13 protein-coding genes, 1 tRNA gene and 1 pseudogene are annotated in these 16,656 nt (G+C 67.9%); 5 read left to right on the top strand and 10 right to left on the bottom strand.

Annotation, left to right across the window (positions count from 1 at the left end; all coding sequences use genetic code 11):
• Positions 1–48 precede the first annotated feature (48 nt).
• A complete protein-coding gene (locus AWB89_RS21920) occupies positions 49–1,524 on the top strand; it encodes a trypsin-like peptidase domain-containing protein (RefSeq protein WP_085176482.1) in 1,476 nt (491 codons plus the stop codon).
• On the opposite strand, the gene AWB89_RS21915 is transcribed toward AWB89_RS21920, so the two are convergent.
• Together AWB89_RS21915 and AWB89_RS21910 are read right to left on the bottom strand one after the other, a co-directional pair.
• On the bottom strand, positions 1,521–3,008 hold the full coding sequence (locus AWB89_RS21915) for a flavin-containing monooxygenase (protein WP_085176480.1): 1,488 nt from the start codon (positions 3,006–3,008) through the stop codon (positions 1,521–1,523). The two genes, AWB89_RS21920 and AWB89_RS21915, sit on opposite strands and share 4 nt — an antisense overlap.
• A gap of 19 nt (positions 3,009–3,027) precedes the next feature.
• The gene (locus AWB89_RS21910; RefSeq protein WP_085097371.1) at positions 3,028–3,519 is read right to left on the bottom strand and encodes a YajQ family cyclic di-GMP-binding protein; all 492 of its coding nucleotides are present in this window, start codon (positions 3,517–3,519) and stop codon (positions 3,028–3,030) included.
• Positions 3,520–3,588: 69 nt separating this feature from the next.
• Here AWB89_RS21910 and AWB89_RS21905 point away from each other — a divergent pair.
• The 4 genes from AWB89_RS21905 (at position 3,589) to AWB89_RS21890 (ending at position 4,915) form a co-directional block, all read left to right on the top strand.
• A tRNA-Tyr gene (locus tag AWB89_RS21905) sits at positions 3,589–3,674 on the top strand.
• Between the two features lie 99 nt (positions 3,675–3,773).
• A complete protein-coding gene (locus AWB89_RS21900) occupies positions 3,774–4,022 on the top strand; it encodes a hypothetical protein (RefSeq protein ID WP_085176478.1) in 249 nt (82 codons plus the stop codon).
• Between the two features lie 104 nt (positions 4,023–4,126).
• Positions 4,127–4,429: a hypothetical protein gene (locus AWB89_RS21895; protein WP_085176476.1), complete on the top strand. Its 303-nt coding sequence runs from the start codon at positions 4,127–4,129 to the stop codon at positions 4,427–4,429.
• A 138-nt stretch (positions 4,430–4,567) separates the two neighbouring features.
• Positions 4,568–4,915, top strand: a complete 348-nt coding sequence (locus tag AWB89_RS21890) for a DUF732 domain-containing protein (RefSeq protein ID WP_420914734.1) — start codon at positions 4,568–4,570, stop codon at positions 4,913–4,915.
• A 27-nt stretch (positions 4,916–4,942) separates the two neighbouring features.
• Here AWB89_RS21890 and AWB89_RS21885 read toward each other — a convergent pair.
• The 8 genes and pseudogenes from AWB89_RS21885 to AWB89_RS21850 form a co-directional block, all read right to left on the bottom strand.
• Positions 4,943–8,050, bottom strand: a pseudogene (locus AWB89_RS21885) (NAD(P)-binding protein).
• Positions 8,047–8,448 carry an SCP-2 sterol transfer family protein gene (locus AWB89_RS21880; protein WP_085176474.1) on the bottom strand — a complete coding sequence of 134 codons (402 nt, stop codon included), beginning with the start codon at positions 8,446–8,448 and terminating at the stop codon, positions 8,047–8,049. Before AWB89_RS21880 ends, AWB89_RS21885 begins: the two are co-directional and overlap by 4 nt.
• Positions 8,441–9,463, bottom strand: a complete 1,023-nt coding sequence (locus tag AWB89_RS21875; protein ID WP_085176472.1) for a hypothetical protein — start codon at positions 9,461–9,463, stop codon at positions 8,441–8,443. The genes AWB89_RS21880 and AWB89_RS21875 overlap by 8 nt, the downstream gene beginning before the upstream one ends.
• The gene (locus tag AWB89_RS21870; protein ID WP_085176470.1) at positions 9,460–9,738 is read right to left on the bottom strand and encodes a hypothetical protein; all 279 of its coding nucleotides are present in this window, start codon (positions 9,736–9,738) and stop codon (positions 9,460–9,462) included. The genes AWB89_RS21875 and AWB89_RS21870 overlap by 4 nt, the downstream gene beginning before the upstream one ends.
• Positions 9,735–10,193: a hypothetical protein gene (locus AWB89_RS21865; RefSeq protein WP_085176468.1), complete on the bottom strand. Its 459-nt coding sequence runs from the start codon at positions 10,191–10,193 to the stop codon at positions 9,735–9,737. Before AWB89_RS21865 ends, AWB89_RS21870 begins: the two co-directional genes overlap by 4 nt.
• Entirely contained in the window at positions 10,190–11,395 is a 1,206-nt protein-coding gene (locus AWB89_RS21860; protein ID WP_085176466.1) for a polyprenyl synthetase family protein, read from the bottom strand. Before AWB89_RS21860 ends, AWB89_RS21865 begins: the two co-directional genes overlap by 4 nt.
• Positions 11,364–12,161: a hypothetical protein gene (locus AWB89_RS21855; protein ID WP_241520560.1), complete on the bottom strand. Its 798-nt coding sequence runs from the start codon at positions 12,159–12,161 to the stop codon at positions 11,364–11,366. The genes AWB89_RS21860 and AWB89_RS21855 overlap by 32 nt, the downstream gene beginning before the upstream one ends.
• Before the next feature lie 95 nt (positions 12,162–12,256).
• Positions 12,257–16,546, bottom strand: a complete 4,290-nt coding sequence (locus tag AWB89_RS21850) for an AAA family ATPase (protein ID WP_174627864.1) — start codon at positions 16,544–16,546, stop codon at positions 12,257–12,259.
• Positions 16,547–16,656: the final 110 nt, after the last annotated feature.

The raw sequence follows: 16,656 nt of genomic DNA, 5'->3' as shown, positions 1-16,656 counted from the left end.
CGGATCTGTCGGATCGTCAAAGGACAGGTCCGCCACGAGGGAGGTTTCATGCCCGGACACGCTCGACGGGGCCGCGTGTTCGCGTCGCTGGCCGCGGCCGCCATCGCGGTTTCGGTCGGCTTTCCGGGCGTTGCGGCCGCCGACGGCGGTCGCCCGCAGGCCAACCCGGAGGAGAAGGCGGCGGCGATGATACGGCCGGCCGTCATGTATCTGGCCGGCCAGAGTTACGGCGCGGTGCGGCTGCCCGACGGCCAGATCCTGTCCCAGTTCGGGCCGGGCACGACGATGCCGTTCATCGCGGCCTGGGCGTGCACCGCGTTCGTCATCAACCCCGACGGCTGGGTGGCCACGGCGGGTCACTGCGTCGATCCCGACAGCGCGAAGTTGTTGATCCTCAAACGGGCGGCCAAGGAATACATCACGCAGTTCCCCGACGCCCCCGAAGCGCGGAATCCGGCCGCGGCGCTGGAGTGGCTGCAAAAGAACGCGAAGGTCGAGGGCGACACCCCCGACCGGGGCCCCGAAGTCAGCCTCGCGCTGACGTACGGCACCGGCGCCAGGGTCGCGGGTAAGGCCGCGGCCAACGTCGTGGATTTCCGGCCGCTCTTCAAGGGCGACGTCGCGCTGCTCAAGGTGGACAAGCACAACCTGCCGTCGTCGGAGCTGGCCGCCGACGCCGACGTCAGCATCGGCACCGCGGTTCTGGCGGTGGGTTTCTCGCAAAGCACCGAGAACGTCACCGGCCCATCGCTGGATCCGACCAACAAGAGCGGCAAGGTCAGCAAGAAGTCGACGATGGGATCCGCCGCGGAGTATGAGATCGACGCCGCGGTGTCCGAGGGTATGAGCGGCGGTCCGACCGTCGCGCTCAACGGCAAGGTGATCGGGGTGAACAGCTTCGCGCCCCTCGGCGAATCGCAACCGTTCAACTTCGTCGCGCCCGCCGACGGCCTGGCCGCGATCCTGGCGAGCAGGGGTGTCAAGGCGACGCTGGGACCGGCCGACGCGTATTACCGCAAGGGGCTCACGCATTACTACGCCGGCCAATACACCGAGGCGATCGGCGATTTCGACCAGACCCTGTCGATGTCACCCGACTTTCCCGGGCTGGCCGACCTCAGGACGAGCGCGGCCAACCTTCGCCAGCAGCGCGGCGATTTCTCGGTGCTCAGCGGTTCAAACCTGGTGTGGTACATCGCCGGTGGCGTCGCCCTGGCGCTTGCGGTGGCCGCCGGTGTGACGTTCCTGGCGGTGCGAAGCCGTTGGCGCCTCGACACCCCGGCGAAAGCGCCTGGGTTGCGGCTGGTTTCGGGGAGGCGTCCCGGTGCCGGGAAACGGGTTTCCGCGCGGGCGGGCATCAAAGTCGGCGCCGCAGGGCTCATCGGCGTCGCGCCGCCACACGAGCCGGCGGAACCTCATTTCTGTTCGGGTTGCGGAGCCGAACACCACCCCGCCGAAAGGTTCTGCCCGAACTGCGGCAAAGAGGTACTCGGGGACGAATCCGCTCAGGGAGCCAACCGCTAACCCGCCAGCTGTGCGCGGTCGGCGGCCCGGCCGAACACCATCGCCTCCTCGATCCGGTCGAACCGGTAATCGATGGCGTCGGCGAGGTAGTTCTGGCGCACATTCCACGGCCGCCTGGTGCCCGACTTGGGCAGCGCGTGCACCGACCGCTTGACGTAGTTGGCCTGAATGTCCCAGGACGGCTTGACGTCCATCGGCTCGTCGCCCAGGTGCGGATAGGCGTGCGTGTAGCCGTGGGCGGCCATGTGCGCCAGCAGCTTTGCCGTCGCCCGCGCGGTGATGTCGGCCCGCAGCGTCCACGACGCGTTCGTGTAACCCACGCACCAGAACAGGTTGGGCACGTCCTCGAGCATGTGGGCCTTGTAGACGAAGCGGTCGCGGTGATCGATCGCGACGCCGTCCATGCTGATCGTGGCCCCGCCCAGCGCCTGCAGCTGCAGGCCGGTCGCGGTGACGATGATGTCGGCGTCGAGGTGCTTGCCGGATTCGAGCGCGATGCCGCTGGCGTCGAAGCCCTCGATGTGGTCGGTGACCACCTCGGCGCGGCCGCCGCTGACGGCGTTATAGAGGTCGGCGTCGGGGATCAGGCACATCCGCTGGTCCCACGGGTTGTACCGCGGCTTGAAGTGGAGGTCGACGTCGTAGCCGGCGGGGAGGTTCTTGATCGCGACCTGGCGCAGGAGCCGCTTCACCAAACCCGGCGCCTTGCGGGACAACAAGAAGAACACCGCCTCGGTCAGCGCGCTGTACATCCGGATCACCAAATGGGCGGCCTTGCGGGGCAACAGCCTCCGGGCGACGGCGGCGACCTTGCCGTACTTGGACGCCGAAATCAGATACGTCGGCGAGCGCTGCAGCATGGTCACCTTTGCGGCGCGTTCCGCCAGCGACGGGATCAGCGTGACGGCGGTGGCGCCGCTGCCGATCACGACGATCCTCTTGCCGGAGTAGTCCAGGTCCTCGGGCCAGTGCTGGGGGTGCACGACCGTGCCCGCGAACCGTTCGATGCCGGGGAAGTCGGGGGTATACCCCTCGTCGTAGTTGTAGTAGCCGCTGCCGAAGAACAGGAACCGCGCGCGGTATTGCCTCTCGCCGCCTTCTTGCTCGACGGTGACCGTCCACGTGTCGGTGGACGAATCCCAATTTGCCGACCGCACATGGCTGTTGAAGCGGATGTGGCGGTCGATGCCGTACTTGCGCGCGGTGGCGGCCAGGTATTCGCGGATGTGCCCGCCGTCGGCCACGCCCTCTTTCCGGGTCCACGGCTCGAACGGGAACGACAGCGTGAAGATGCTGCTGTCGGAACGAACGCCGGGATAGCGGAACAGGTCCCACGTGCCGCCGATCTGCGCGCGCCGCTCGAGGATGGTGTACGTCAGGCCCGGGTTGCGCTCGGCGATCCGGTAGGCCGCGTCGATGCCGGAGATGCCCGCGCCGACGATGATGACGTCGAAGCGGTCGTCTCGCTGCGGAGTCACGGTCATCGAAGAACCTCGCTTCCCGCTACCGATAGTTGACGAATTGCAGCGCCACGTCCAGATCGGCCTGCTTCAGCATCGCGATGACGGCCTGCAGGTCGTCCCGCTTCTTGCTCGAGACGCGGATCTCGTCGCCCTGGATCTGGCTCTTGACGGTCTTGGGCCCCTCGTCGCGGATGAGCTTGGTGATCTTCTTGGCGTTCTCGCTGCTGATGCCCTGCTTGAGGGTGCCGCTGACCTTGTAGGTCTTGCCGGAGGCCTGCGGCTCGCCCGCGTCGAAGGCCTTCATCGAGATGTCGCGGCGGATCAGCTTCTCCTTGAACACGTCGACCGCGGCCTTGACCCGCTCCTCGGTGGAGGACGTCAGCTCGATGGCCTCGTCGCCCTTCCACTCGATCTTGGTGTCGGTGCCGCGAAAGTCGAAACGCGTGGCCAGCTCCTTGGCCGCCTGGTTGAGCGCGTTGTCGACCTCCTGGCGGTCCACCTTGCTGACGATGTCGAACGATGAGTCAGCCATCCGATCCGTCCCTTCCTCGGGTGCTAGCCGTTTGTGCCTTGTCTACCCGTTCGTTGTAACCTGTCTGGCGGCAGGTTGCCCGAGCGGCCAATGGGAGCGGACTGTAAATCCGTCGGCTTACGCCTACACAGGTTCGAATCCTGTACCTGCCACCAAGGTTTGTGCAGCTCAGAATTTCGGTTTGCCCGGCTTATCAGTGGCCGGCGCGCGGTGACGGACGCGCCGCCATTCGCCCAGTTGCGCTGCGAGGAGACATGGCCCTGGTGCTTTTAGTTGTCAAGGTGGCGTTGGTCGTCTTTATCGTCGCAGGCACCGTCGCGTTGATCACCCGTGGAATTCGGCGCTCACGCGCCAACCGGTCAGATCCGCGATGGAAGGGCCCAAGCGGCCAACCCGGTTATGAGGCGTCCGCTTTCGGCGCTATGCCGAATACACCACTTCCCGAATGGGCGTACCGGGACGACGAGGGCGACGAGGATCGCGACAACGGCGCCGCGCGCTGAGAAATCGCGCCGTGAAATGGGTCACCATCGCCGCAAATCGGGCAGCTCTCACGACGCGCCGGCGTTCTAGGTGACTACTATCCCTACTCCCCCGGGAGGCAGCCATGCGGCATCTCACGATCGGCGGCCACAACGGCACTCATGACGTGGAAGCCATCGCCTTCTGGGTCTTCGGCGGCATCATCATGCTGATCGCCTTCGGGGAGGCCCTGGCGGTTCTGGCCGGCGTCTTCGCGGTCGTGGCCGCGATTGCCTGGATCTACCGCAAGGTCGAGCGCCGCTTCGAGCGAAGCGACGAGCGTGACGCCGTCGTGCCGGCGACCGTGACCCCGTTGCGCCTGACCGGCCACGGCGACGCGACGTGGACTTCGGCGGACCCGCGCTGGCACGGACCCCGCGCCGCGTAAGCGGTTACGCGGAAAACGCGCTTTGCAAGAAAAAGCCACGAAAATCCGATTATTCAGCTTTCGATAATCTGGTTTTTCCCCGCGCTCTCTATTCTTCCTGGTTCATCGTGAACGCCGGGAAGAAAGGAAGCGCATCAAATGCCCTCACCTCGTTGGCTGGCCCTGCTGTCCATCCCCGTCATGGCCGGCGCTGCCTTGGTTTCCAGCGCTGCGATTGCGACCGCCGATCCCGCCGACGACGCATACCTGGCCCAACTCCGCGGCGCGGGCTTCAGTTGGCCGCCGGACCACGACGACGCCCTCACCGCGACCGGGCGCCTCATCTGCGACGACATCATGTGGGGCTGGACGTACGAGCAGATCGCGCAGAACATCCACGCCACCCTGGACCCGCGAAACATCACGTTCGGCGACGTTCACTCGATGGTGGGCCTCGCGCATTCGTCCTATTGCCCGAACTTCCGGTGCTGGTCCACTCACTGCTGAGCAGGTTTTCCCCCGACGGCGCCGCGCCTACGCCTCGGGAGTAGAGAAGAGCGATTTCGGCACAACCTCCTGCACAGCAGCGGGGTCCAGGCGATCGATTGCGCTTTGAAACGACGAGCCCGGTGACTGTTCGACTAGTGGCCCCGGCCTGAGGACGTCTGTGGCAACGGGCGTGCCAAGCAGAAACGGAGGGGGCGGGGGCATGAAAGTCCCCAAATCGTTGCCCGGTGGAGTCAGCATCTGTGGTTCGTTCGGTCCCTGTTGCATCGAACCCCCGAGGTCCAGGCCCGGGCCGGAGATTTGGCTCGTGGGATAGCCGGTGGGCGCTAGTGCGATCAGCGGCCCTGTCTGGCCGGATGGGGCGAGGGGGTTGGTCCCCCCGAAGTCGTCGGCCGTGATTTGGCTGCCCCCGAGGTTGGTGGGCGGGAGGTCCAACAGTTTCGGAGGCGGCGTGGGCCCCGATCCCCCACCGGCTTCGCCGCGCGAGGTGTCACCGCCCCCGGCACCGTTGCCCGGCGCACTGGTTCCATTCGGCGGGTTCGCGGGCTTACCACCACCGCCGAGGGGTCCGCTGCCCGGACCGGTCGCCGCCACCTGCTCGAGGTACTGCCGCCACGCCTGCAGGTAGCCGAACAGCTGTTGGGCGTAATCGCCGGGCGCAGGCGGTGTCGGTGGCGCCGGTGAAGTCGATGGGGGCGCGGGCGGCATCGTTGGCATCGTGGGCGGCATGAACTGGCCTCCCGGCGCCATGAACGGCGCGGGCGGCATTGCAAACGGTGGGGCCGGGAACGCCGCTCCGGCCGTCGCCATCGCCATCACCTGGTCCAGAAGTTGTCGCAACATCTGCAGATAGGCGAGCAACTGCTGGTTGTAATCCGTTGCGGGCATGAACATTTACTTACCTCCGGCGAATGGGGGAACGAGCGACTTGAGGACGCCGAACGCGATTTCGGCCGGCGCGTCCAGCGGATGGGGCAGCGACCGCTCGCAGAACATCGAGTCCAGCGTGCGTAGCAGACGGGTGTCCGCCGGCTCCCGGTTTTCGATGTCGAAGACGTAGCAGTAGTCACCCGCGGGTGTCGGCATTCGGATCGGGCTGGACATGCCCTGGTCCAGGAATCCGAAGGGAAACTTCCAGTCGAGCGTGGTCTTCTTCCGGCGATCGAGACCTCCCGATGCAACCCAGATGTAGTGGTCGAGGATCGCGTTGACGGCATGCCGTGCCGACTCGCACGCCGCCTCCATCGACGTCAGCCGTGTGAACGTCTTATTCCACGTACCCGCGAAAACCACCGAATTGTTGTGCACCTGGTAGCCGCCGTGGCGGGCCTGCCAGACGTTCCGCTGCTCGAGGTCTGCCAGCCACCAGTCGTCGGGCGGTGCGCTGCTCCACGACGTTCCGTGCGGATTCCACGGGTCGCTGCTGGGCCGATTGTCCCAGTCGCCGACGATGGGAACGAGGTACGGCGCCTCATTGCGAACCATGCGCCCCTGGCCCTGTCCCGGTCCGCCGGCCATGGTCAGGTTGCGATCGAGCGCATACCACGCGGGCCACGGCATGACCTCCTGCCCGACGGATCCGGCGTCGCTCGTGAGCGCGGAAATCATTTGGCGCCATACCTCCGCGGCGATCTCGTCGGGAGTGCAGTCGCGCGCCGCCTTGCCCAGGTGACTGGACGGGGCATTGAAATCCCCGATGTCGACCGACAGCACCGAGACGTGGCCATCGAGGTCCAGAATCGGTCGCTTCTCCCACAACCCGGCCTGGTTGATCGACGACAGCGCCCACTCCGTGCCCGCGTACAACATGTGCCCTCGGAGAAGCTGAAATTCGGTGTCGAAGTAGTACTGGATGCCGCACAGCGTTTGGAAGCGATCCCACGGCACCCGTCCCAGCTCATCCATCGAGTAGGGATTTCGCCGCCCCTGGGGCCGGGTCGTGTAGGGCTGCAGGGGGCCACCGGGCGGAGGAGGGATGGTGGTGAACCCGTCCAGCCTGGCCACCGTGCCGCCGGTGCCCGCCGCGCGCAGCGCGGCCGTGAGGTATTCGGCCCCGGGGGCGTCGACGGCAACGACCGTGTAGTCCGGGGACACCCGCGTGCCGTCGGCCAGCGTGATCCGCACCCGGGGGCGCAGATGCGGCGGCTGAGTCGGGTCGAAGGGCGGAGGGTCGAGCCGTGTCGCGGCATTGCGGACGAACACCACCCCGAGCGCGACGAGGTGGTGGTACCAATGGTCGAACCAGGATTCGGTGGTGGGACCGTTGAGCACCCCATCGGCCTTATTGTCGTCGCGGTCCATGTTCAGGTACAGCTGCAGATAGGTGCTGATGTTGGTGCGCGCGTCACCCCAGTGCGAGTCGAAGGCGACCAGAACCTTTGGCATCCGGCGCAATAGCGCTTCGCAACCCGGCGAGTAAGAAAACTGGTTGGTTCCGGTCTTGCTGTCGTGTCCGACGAAGAAGTCGTAGGCGGACACGTTCTGCAGTTCGCGCGCGCGACGCAGCGGACTGGTGACGAGGTAGCGCAGCATCCTGCCCTGGAAGGTGGTGGCGTCGCTCGCGGTGAGGCCCACCATCCCGAGTTGGCCGAGGATGCCCAAAAACTCGGCGCCGCTTCGCGGGAATTCGCGGGGAAAGACCAGGGACGGCTTACCGTCGATCGTGACGCCCTGGGTGATCACCCGCCGGACGTTGTCGTAGACGGTCCGGGAGGTCGGTATCCAGCCGGCGGTCCCGCTGAGCTGATAGATCGGGATGCGCTGAAACAGGTCCCAGATGTGGAGGTAGTACGCCGGGAAGAAGCGGAAGCCGTGTTCACCCGCCACCGCTCGCCCGGGGGCGAGTGGCTGGCCCCGCCGGCCCGGGAAGGGACGCAGTTCGGCTTGGCTCCCGCCCTCGGCGCCCACCGTCGAGTACTGAGATGCCGCGAGGCCGCCGAGCTTGACGGGCGGGTAGGTCCCGGCCGGCTCGGGCCCCAAGCCGTTGCGCTCGTCCTGCCGCGCCTCGTACACCGTGACCACGAAACCGCGTTCGGCCAATTCCTGCGCGGCGGTGAGGCCCGCGATGCCCGCCCCGAGCACCGCCACCGTCGGACGCCTTGCGCAGGACGCCGGCGCGCAGATTTGCTCGCTCATGCGCCCTCCCGCAGTTCGGATAGCAGGCCCGGCTGCGTGGGCGCGCGGACCGCGGCGTGCACGTACGCCAGCAGCGAGTCGTGCGCGCGCTGGACGTCATCGAGGGAACCGCCAACCCACACCGTGCCCGCCTCCACGGCCTCGTCAAGCCCCACCCGGGCGTCGAGGAGATCGAGAATGCCGGCCCGCGAGGTGACGATCCGGACGGAGGGGGTCTGCGCCGCGCCGTCGGACACCTGAAGTCGCTGACCACCGCTCAGCGAAAACACCTCGCCGTCGACGTTGAGTTCGACCACCATCGGGCCGACGCGGGATACCAGCAATCGGTAACTGTCGGGCACCTCGTCCTCCAGGTGCCCGACCGAACGCCGCAATAGCGACGAAACCCGTTCAGCCATGGAGGAACTCGAATACACCGGTTCCGACGAAGTCGAAGTCGTCGCCGTTCACTGTGCCGCTCGCCCGGACGTCGCCGTCGGCTTCGCAGAGCACGGTCGATCCGTCGAGGCGTACCTCACTCGGTTGGGCCAGGCGGGCATACGAACGCGAGCGGAACTCGGCGCGCACCTTGTCGCCGGCCCGCGTCGCGGTGATCTCGATCCGCTCCGGAACGCCCGGCACCTCACCGTCCATCAGTAGCCGCATCGGGGGCGGCAAGGTGCAATCCGCCGCGCGGTCGAGCAAGCCGTGCGCGCTCGCCTGCACCGCCGCGTGTCGGAATATCGCCGCGGGTTCGTCGTGGTGCCACACGTACAGCGATCGGGACAGAGAGCGCAGCCGCCGCCGGTCGGTGATGTGCACCGACACCATCGACCACGGGTCGCCGGCTCTGCTCGGCAAGATGGTGCCCCACGTCCAACCGAAGTCGTCGCCCCAGCGGAACCGGCCCCAGTTGTGGTCGTGATAGGCCAGGTCGTTCTCCACGCGATATTCCCGGTCACCGATGCGGAGCCATCCGTCGGCGCGCAGCCTCGGTACGAAGAGCCAACTGACGCGGCCTGCACCCGCCGGTTCGTTGCGGACCACAAACGGCCGGCTTGCCGAGGTGAAGTGCAATTCGCCCCGAATGCCGTTGCCGGGCAGGTCGATTGCCACGCGGTAGCCGTCGGGCAGGATGGTCATCCGGTTGCCGCCGATGGTCAATTCACCCAGGTCGGCCGAAACGTTCAGATCGCGCTCGGCGAACCGCTCGATGGCGCCGGTCCAGTTCTCGTCGTGAGCGATCACGATGACGCGTGGCGCCGGCCGGGTTTCGCCTCCGGCGAGCACTTCATTGTTGAGGCTGAAGTTGATCAAGAGCCGCGCGCCCCGCCCGTGCACCACGAAGTGCTGCCACTCCTTGAAACCCGCGGGCCGGGCGGTGGCCAGCACCGGGGCGCGGAGGAAGTCGCTGCGGGCGAGGAGCGCGCTCATCGGAGCCACCGCGTGATCGGGGCCGCCGGCGGGGGAGCCGCAGCCGGTTTCTGTTGTGCGACGGCCGAACCGGCGAATCCCTCGATCGCCGCGCCGAGGCTGGCAAACCCGAGCAGCAGGTAGACGAAGTCGTCCGGGTCGCGGGGGTGCTCGGCTCGGCCCTGGCCGTCCGAGGCCAGGCCGTGCACCACCCGAGCGATGCGGGCAAGGCCAACCAGATAGCCGATGAAATCGCTCTGGTCTGCGAGCGCTTCGCGGGGATCGGTGAGCGTCATGCGAACCCCTCGGGCCGCAGGCGATCCAGAAGGGCATCGTCGAGACCGCGCCCGATGACGGCGTCGGCCATCAGATCCGCCCAGGCGTCGGGAACGGCGCCGGGCGCGGCGGGGCCGCCGAGAACGTTGAGGCTCACCATCTCCCAGACGCGCCGCAGATTCTCCACGGCTTCCGATGCGGCCAACGCGTCGCGCAGCCGCGCCCCGCGGGGTGTGTTTGCGTAACGGCGGCCCTCGGCGACGAGCAGCTCGTGTAGCCGCCGGGCGGCCGCGGGATTGCCGAGGACCGCACGGCGCGCGCCGAGGAGTAGGTCGAACACCGTGCGCTGCATATCGCCGGCCTCGCCCGGCGGGGGCGGCTGCAACTGCGGGGCCTGTTGTTCGACGAGGTCGAGAGTGAGCTCGCGGATCCGCTCGAGCTCCGCCAGCATGCCGAGCACGCCTTCGGGGTTCATCGCGTCCGCCCGTGTACGTAGTCCACCAGGTCGGCCAGCATGTCGCGGTGCCGGCTGCGTGGCAGCCAGTCGAGCCTGGCAAGCACGATGGCGGCTTCGCGGGCCTGCTGCGCGGCGATCTCCCGGGCGTGCTTCAACGATCCGACACGGTGCATCAATTCGTAGAGCCAGCGAATGTCGTTGAGGCTCTTCGACTCCGAGGGCTGCCGTCCGCGCAGCCGAGTCTCGATCTCGGCCCTGCCGGGTTGGGACAACTGGCCGTGGGCGGTGAGCCGGTCCAGCAGCTGGATAAGACCCAATTCGCCGTCCGTGCTCGGGCGGCGCCTGGCGAGAACCTGCACCGCGCGTTCCCGGTCCTTCGGTTCGGCGCTGCGCAAGGTGTGCAACAGCATCAGGGTGCGCTTGCCCTCCCAGAGGTCGCCGCCGATCTCCTTGCCGTACTCCTCGGGGTCCGCCCGCAAGTTCAGCAGGTCGTCGGTGATCTGGAAGGCCGCGCCCAGGTGCCGGCCGAGCGCCTCCAGCGGCGCCAACCGCTCGGGTCCGGCGCCGGCCGCGATCGCGCCGGCCTGCAGGGGGGTGATGAACGAGTACCAACTGGTCTTGAGCTCCACCATCTTGAGGTAGTCGGCATCACCGAGCCACCAGGTGTTGGACCGGACCCACTCCAGCTCCAACGCCTGTCCGTCGACGGTCAGCCGGGTCATCTTGGCGACGGCGCGCAGGATCCGCAGGGCGGGCCCGAGCCCGACCCGCTCGACGTTGTCGAGCAGCGGCTGCAGCGAGAGCGACAGCATGGCGTCGCCGACGTTGACGGCGATCGGCACGCCGTGGTCGATGTGCAGCGTGGGTTTGCCGCGCCGCCACCATGATTCGTCTTCGATGTCGTCGTGAATGAGGAACGCGTTGTGGTAGAGCTCGAGCGTCGCGGCGGTCGGCAGTATCGCCTCGAGGTGGCCGCCGAGGCCGAGGCAGGTGGCGATGCTCAGTGCGGGCCGAAGCGCCTTCCCGCCGCGCATCGGGTAGTCGAGGATCAGGTCGTAGAGGCCGTTCGACCCGCGCGCGTCCGCGCCGTACAGCCGGTCGATCTCGCCGTCGCAGGCGTCCTTGCACAGGGCGAGGTAGTCGTCGAGCGGGTTGCAGGCTATCGGGTTCGGACCGCCGTCACGCGATTCACTCCTTGAGAGCGACGAGGCCTGTGGCATCGGTGATCCTTGTCGCAAAACGGATCCGGGGGGAGAGCTGGATTGTGCCCGTGTTGGTTTCGCCGTCGACCTCCAGGCTTGGGAGGACGCTGACCGCAAGGTCCACCGGCTCCTCACCGGGTGATGCATCCGGCGCCGCGCCTTGGGCGATCCGCCGGCGACGGCCTATCAAGAGCATCCTGGCCTTCGTCGTGGTATTGGCGGCGTCGATCTCAAATCGGTAGAGCGAGTTGATGTTTGCCGCAGCGAGCGTCTGCTGAAGGATGTTGTAATAGCCGTTGGCCAGCTGGTTCAGATATATGAGCCCCGTCGTGTTTGTCACCAGACAGGACGGCGCCCGATATCCGGCATTCTCGACCATCACCCGGGAGGTGATAAGCACCTTTTGCAAGTCCTGAGGAGTGTTGCTGGCGCTGGCCGGGATGGGGAGTTGGGGTGTTGGGGGCTGGCAGCACGCATTGAGGACGACGGTGTCAAAGTTGTTGGCGAGGGTTTTGGTCCCCGCCATGGCTCCGGTCAGCAGTGCATCCGGGGTCGGCGCGATCGCCTCCGCGACCGTCAGCTGGAACGCTGACGGCGGAGGAGGCGGCGGAGCGAGGGGTAGGAATCCCGCGGACCCGCCCAGCAGGCCGTTCGCGACAGTGAGCTGGCCGGGGTCGCCGGTGTCCCAATGCGGGATGGCCTGCCAGGCAACGCTGCACTGCCCGAATGTTTCGCGAAGGGCCTGATTGGCAAGGGCCAAATGCTCAGCGCTGAAGTACACCATGGGTGCGACCCTCCTGACTGTCGAGCAAATCATGGCAGACAAGTTCGGTAATCGAAAAGCACTTTTATGCGGTTTTTTTAAAGTCGGGTAGTGCATTACTTATTCAGCAGGGCTATCTCCTGACCCGGGGTCATCTCACCACGCGCCATCGCGTCGCAGTGCGCTATGTGCAACGGCGCAATGGGGTCCTCGGGCAGCAGGGCGCGGCAGCGTTCGAAGGCGGCGCGCGCACGGTCGACATCGCCGGCGTCGAACAGCGCGAAGGCCTCGTCGAACGCGGGCTGCGCCGCCCGCTTGGCGGCCCGGACCGGAGCCGAATCCTCGTCGTAGACCTCGTAAATCGTTACCGGGCGGCGCCGGTTGACCACCATGACGCGCTCCATGCGACGGACGTCGAACTGCTCGGAATGAGCGAGGCGCTTATACGTACGATCGGAAATCAGCAATGCGGAGCCGTAGCGCTTGTTGGTGCTCTCGATGCGGGCGGCCAGGTTCACCGCATCGCCAATGATGGTGAGCACCATGCGGTTCACCCCGCCCACCAGCCCGACCCCGACCGCGCCGGTGTTGATGCCGATGCCGGCGCGCAATTCCTCGGAGCCCAGTGCCGTCCGCTCCCGGTTGTGCTCCCGCAGCGACCGCAGCATCGCCAGCCCCGCCCGGACGGCGTCGGGTTCGGAGTCGAAGACGGCGACGATCTCGTCCCCGCGCACGTCTTGGATCATGCCGTTGTAACTGATGATCGGGAGCTCGACGGCCCGCAGGAACCCCATCGCCAGGTTGCTGGCCTCGGCGACGTCCATGTCCTCGAGCATGGTCGTGTAGCCGCGGATATCGCTGATGAGAACGGTCATTTCGCGTTCGACGCGGTAGCCGCTGCGGACGCGGCGAAGGTCGTCGATGTCCAGGATGCGCAGCAGTTCGTTGGGAACGAACCTCGATTGCACGTCCATGAGCGACTGCCGGTACTCGTCGGCGGCGCGCAGTCGCGCCTCCAGCTGGAAGTTCCACAGCGGCGCGGCGGCCTGGGCGCACACGAAGGCGACCGCCTCTTCGTGCTCGGAGCCGAAATGCCTGCCGGGCTTGTCCTGCTCGGCGTAGATGACACCAATTGTGCTGTCGTGCAACCGGATCGGAACCGCCAGGATCGCCGGCGCCTGGTCGGCGGGCACCACGACGGCGGAGCCGCCGTCGATCACGCGGCGCACGATGTCCCGGTCGTAGGCCACCTCGGTCCACGGCCCGTCCACGATCGAGATGCGGCCGTGGTCGTTGATCGCCCGGACCGACAGATTGTCCGCCTCACCGGTGATGAACAGGACGCGGCGCGCATCGGTCGTGTCCGCGACGGAGCCCAGGATGATGTTGGCCAGGCCGTCCGCGGTGCGCGCTCCCGACAGAGTGCGCAGCAGCTCGTGCGCGCCGACCGGATCGATCCCGGCCGAACCCGTCTTGAGATCGCGCCGCAGCAGCCAGGAGTGCTCCCGCGCGAGCCAGTCCGTGCGCACCGTGAAACCCAGGCTCAGCCAACGCTGGTACGCCGACCGCAGCATGTGTTCGTGAAGCGTCTTCCGCCCGGTGTCGGCGTAGAGGGCGGCGGCCTCCTCGTGGGCGCGCGCGCTGATCGTGGGTAGCCGGTTCTCCTCTGCGAGCTCGATCGCCTGGTGTAGATAGCGCTCAGCCTTGGCGTGTTGCCCGCGCGCTCGCGCCCATGTCCCCTGGATCAGCGCATACGGCGCCGCATAGTTTTCCGGGGCGCCGGCCGCCCACTTGCGGTGCGACGCCAGGGACTGCCGCACGAAGCGGGCGGTGGCGGGGTCGCGCGGCGCGCACTGGATCATGCTGAGGGCGCCGAGCAGGTAGACGAGTTGGGAGGCCGCGATGCCGGCCAGGCCGCCGAGATGCTCGATCGCCTCCGACGTGGCGGCGACCGCGCCGTCGTGGTCACCGCACCAGAAGTGCAGGCCCTGCTTCATGGCCGCGGCCACGCCCAGCGCCACCTCGTCGCCCTCACTGCGCGCCGCGGGCAGCACTTCCCGCTCGTCGTAACCGCTCTCGCCGGCGAGCAGAAGGGGATCCGCGGTGCGGCCCATCAGGTTGAGGCAAAGCTGTTGCATGGCCTGGCAAAGCGCGGTGGGCACGGGCTGCGAACGGATGTGGGGGATCAGGGAGCTGGCGAGGGCGTCGATCTCCGCGAGCGGCCGACCCACCCAGAACATCTGGGAGAGCAGGACCGCGACCAGCAAGCCGGCGTTCTCCTGGTCGCCCTGGTCGAGCGCCTCCTCGACGGCGTCGCGAAGCTCGCCCAAGCCATCGCGGATCGGGTGGCGCCAGTGGTGGATGTAGTCCAGGTGCATGAACACCGTCTGCGGCCGGGCCTCCCGGAATTCCGGGCGTTCCGCGAGCTGCATGGCTACCTCGCCGAAGCGCTGGCCGCCGTCGTGGTCACCGAGCAGCACGAGGACGATTCCGTAACCGGCAATGACCAGCGGCGAGGACGGCGTGTGACCGTGGGCCAGCGTGAGATCGAGTTGTTTGCGGACGAGCAGGGGCAGGAGGTTCGGCCGGACCAGAACCGCCATGTTGCACAGCTCGGCAAGAATCCGGTGCAGTGCGATGACCCGCTCGTCATCGCACTGCGGCAGCGCAAGCAGCCGCTCGTTGCTCCAGCGGCGCATCATCAGCCGCATCCGAACCAGGGCGTTGCCCATCCGCGGCTTGCCCGCCTCGGTCGGCACTTTCTCGCCCAGCTCGTCGAGCGCCCGCAGCCCGGTTTCGAGCGCCTCCTGGAGACGATTCTGTGCGACCCGCCCCTTGACCCGCAGGTAGGCGAGTCGCGCACGGTCGGGCGGCTCGGGCAGAAACGCCTCGGCTTCGTCGAGCAGCGCATGCAGCGTCGCCACGTCACCGACCAGCAGGGCGGCTTCCGCGGCGTCGAGCTGCAGCTCGCGGGTCAGGGCGCCGTGCGTGGACCAACGCTGTTCGCCGAGCAGGTCCAGGGCGTCGCGCGAGTATTCCAGCGCCAGCGGGAACGAGGCCTGCGCCTTGGCCTTTCGCGCCGCGCGCCGCGGGACGTCGACGAATCGGACGCGCTCGGCGTCGTCGGCGAGCCCGCGTCCGCCGATGCCGACGTGGCGCGCGGCCTCGAACAACCGGCCGTCCCCCTGCTCGACCAGGCGCCGGCCGATCCGCAGGTGGGTCTCCCGTGCGGCGTCGTCGGACAGGCCGTCGCGGGCCGCCTCGACCACCCGGTCGTGGCTGAAGCGGTAGCGGGCGTCGCGGCTGATCGCGTTCGCGATCCGCCTGCCGCCGCTGTCGACGGCCTCGATCAGGCGAAGCTCGAGGCAGGCCCAGAGCGCCTGCGCGACGACGTCGGGCGGCTGCGCGGCGGCCGCCGTGGCGTCGTCGAGGTCGAACTCGCCGCCCATGCACGACAGCGATCGGAGCACCGCGCGGTCGCTCGGGCGCAGCTGCTCGAGATAGCGGCCGAGGAATTCGGCGGCCGTGGCGGTGACCTCCATCGACGCGAGGACGCGCAGGTCCCAACTCGGACGCCCGCCGGCGCCGACCGGGGTGAGCGCCCCTTCGCGTTGCGCGCGGTACAGCAGCTGACGAACCTGCAGCGGATTGCCGCCGGTCCGGTGCTGGAACTCGGCGGCCACGTCACCGAGCTCCACACCCTGACCGGCCACCGCGGCGAGGAGCTCCTCGACGTCGTCCCGGGACAGCGGTTTCAGTTCGATGCTGCGCACACCTTCCGAGGTGAGTCCGGCCGAGCCCGGGTCGAATCCGCCCGCGCGGTGCGCACCGAGTACCAAGACGTTGCGCAGGGACACCGTCAGGACTTCGGACAACAGCAGCAGCGTGTCCCGATCGGCCCACTGCAGGTCGTCGATCGCCAACACCACGGGTCGATAGGTCGCGGTGGCGGACAGCAGCCGAGCGACCGCCCGATGCAGCCGCCGGCGGGCGTCCGCCGCGTCGAGGTCGGGCACCTGCGACGCCCCGCCGAGCACCCGGGCCAGGTCCGGCACAAGCTCCCCGAGGATGCCGGCGATCGACGCCATCCCGCTGACGATGTCCTCGCGCCAGCGGTCATGCTCGGCGGGCCCGGTGGCCTCCATGATGCGGACGAGGGCGCCCAGCGCATCCCCCACCGCCGAGTACGGCGCCGGCGCCCCGTCCCGGCACCGTCCGTACGCGAAGACGCAGTCGCGCCCGGACACCTCGGCGCCGAAGGCCTGGACGAGCGTCGACTTGCCCACCCCCGACACGCCGCTCAGCAGGATGCACCCGCCGCCCGCGCGCCCGGCGGCGTCCACCGCGTCGCGGAGTTCGGCGAGTTCTTGGCGTCGGTCGACCATGCGGCCGTCGAAGTCGAGCACCGGGGCGGTCACGTGGCGCTCATCTGCATCCTCGGTGTTCCTTTGCTGAGGCTGTCGAAATCATCGTAGTGACCAGGTCGCCCGCTGTGAAACCCTTTGCTGCTCCGCTC

Origin of the sequence: Mycobacterium paraense, from assembly GCF_002101815.1 — a bacterium.
Taxonomy (GTDB): domain Bacteria; phylum Actinomycetota; class Actinomycetes; order Mycobacteriales; family Mycobacteriaceae; genus Mycobacterium; species Mycobacterium paraense.
Note: the sequence above shows the minus strand (reverse complement) of the source record. Positions and strands in the feature narration are given on the sequence as shown.

What these genes read in the sequence shown, in the direction of transcription:
- AWB89_RS21900 (WP_085176478.1), top strand. Translation starts at nt 3,774, where the DNA reads ATGGCCCTGGTGCTTTTAGTTGTCAAGGTGGCGTTGGTCGTCTTTATC.
- AWB89_RS21865 (WP_085176468.1), bottom strand. Translation starts at nt 10,193, where the DNA reads ATGAACCCCGAAGGCGTGCTCGGCATGCTGGCGGAGCTCGAGCGGATC.
- AWB89_RS21890 (WP_420914734.1), top strand. Translation starts at nt 4,568, where the DNA reads ATGCCCTCACCTCGTTGGCTGGCCCTGCTGTCCATCCCCGTCATGGCC.
- AWB89_RS21855 (WP_241520560.1), bottom strand. Translation starts at nt 12,161, where the DNA reads ATGGTGTACTTCAGCGCTGAGCATTTGGCCCTTGCCAATCAGGCCCTT.
- AWB89_RS21895 (WP_085176476.1), top strand. Translation starts at nt 4,127, where the DNA reads ATGCGGCATCTCACGATCGGCGGCCACAACGGCACTCATGACGTGGAA.
- AWB89_RS21870 (WP_085176470.1), bottom strand. Translation starts at nt 9,738, where the DNA reads ATGACGCTCACCGATCCCCGCGAAGCGCTCGCAGACCAGAGCGATTTC.
- AWB89_RS21880 (WP_085176474.1), bottom strand. Translation starts at nt 8,448, where the DNA reads ATGGCTGAACGGGTTTCGTCGCTATTGCGGCGTTCGGTCGGGCACCTG.
- AWB89_RS21910 (WP_085097371.1), bottom strand. Translation starts at nt 3,519, where the DNA reads ATGGCTGACTCATCGTTCGACATCGTCAGCAAGGTGGACCGCCAGGAG.
- AWB89_RS21875 (WP_085176472.1), bottom strand. Translation starts at nt 9,463, where the DNA reads ATGAGCGCGCTCCTCGCCCGCAGCGACTTCCTCCGCGCCCCGGTGCTG.
- AWB89_RS21920 (WP_085176482.1), top strand. Translation starts at nt 49, where the DNA reads ATGCCCGGACACGCTCGACGGGGCCGCGTGTTCGCGTCGCTGGCCGCG.
- AWB89_RS21915 (WP_085176480.1), bottom strand. Translation starts at nt 3,008, where the DNA reads ATGACCGTGACTCCGCAGCGAGACGACCGCTTCGACGTCATCATCGTC.
- AWB89_RS21860 (WP_085176466.1), bottom strand. Translation starts at nt 11,395, where the DNA reads ATGCCACAGGCCTCGTCGCTCTCAAGGAGTGAATCGCGTGACGGCGGT.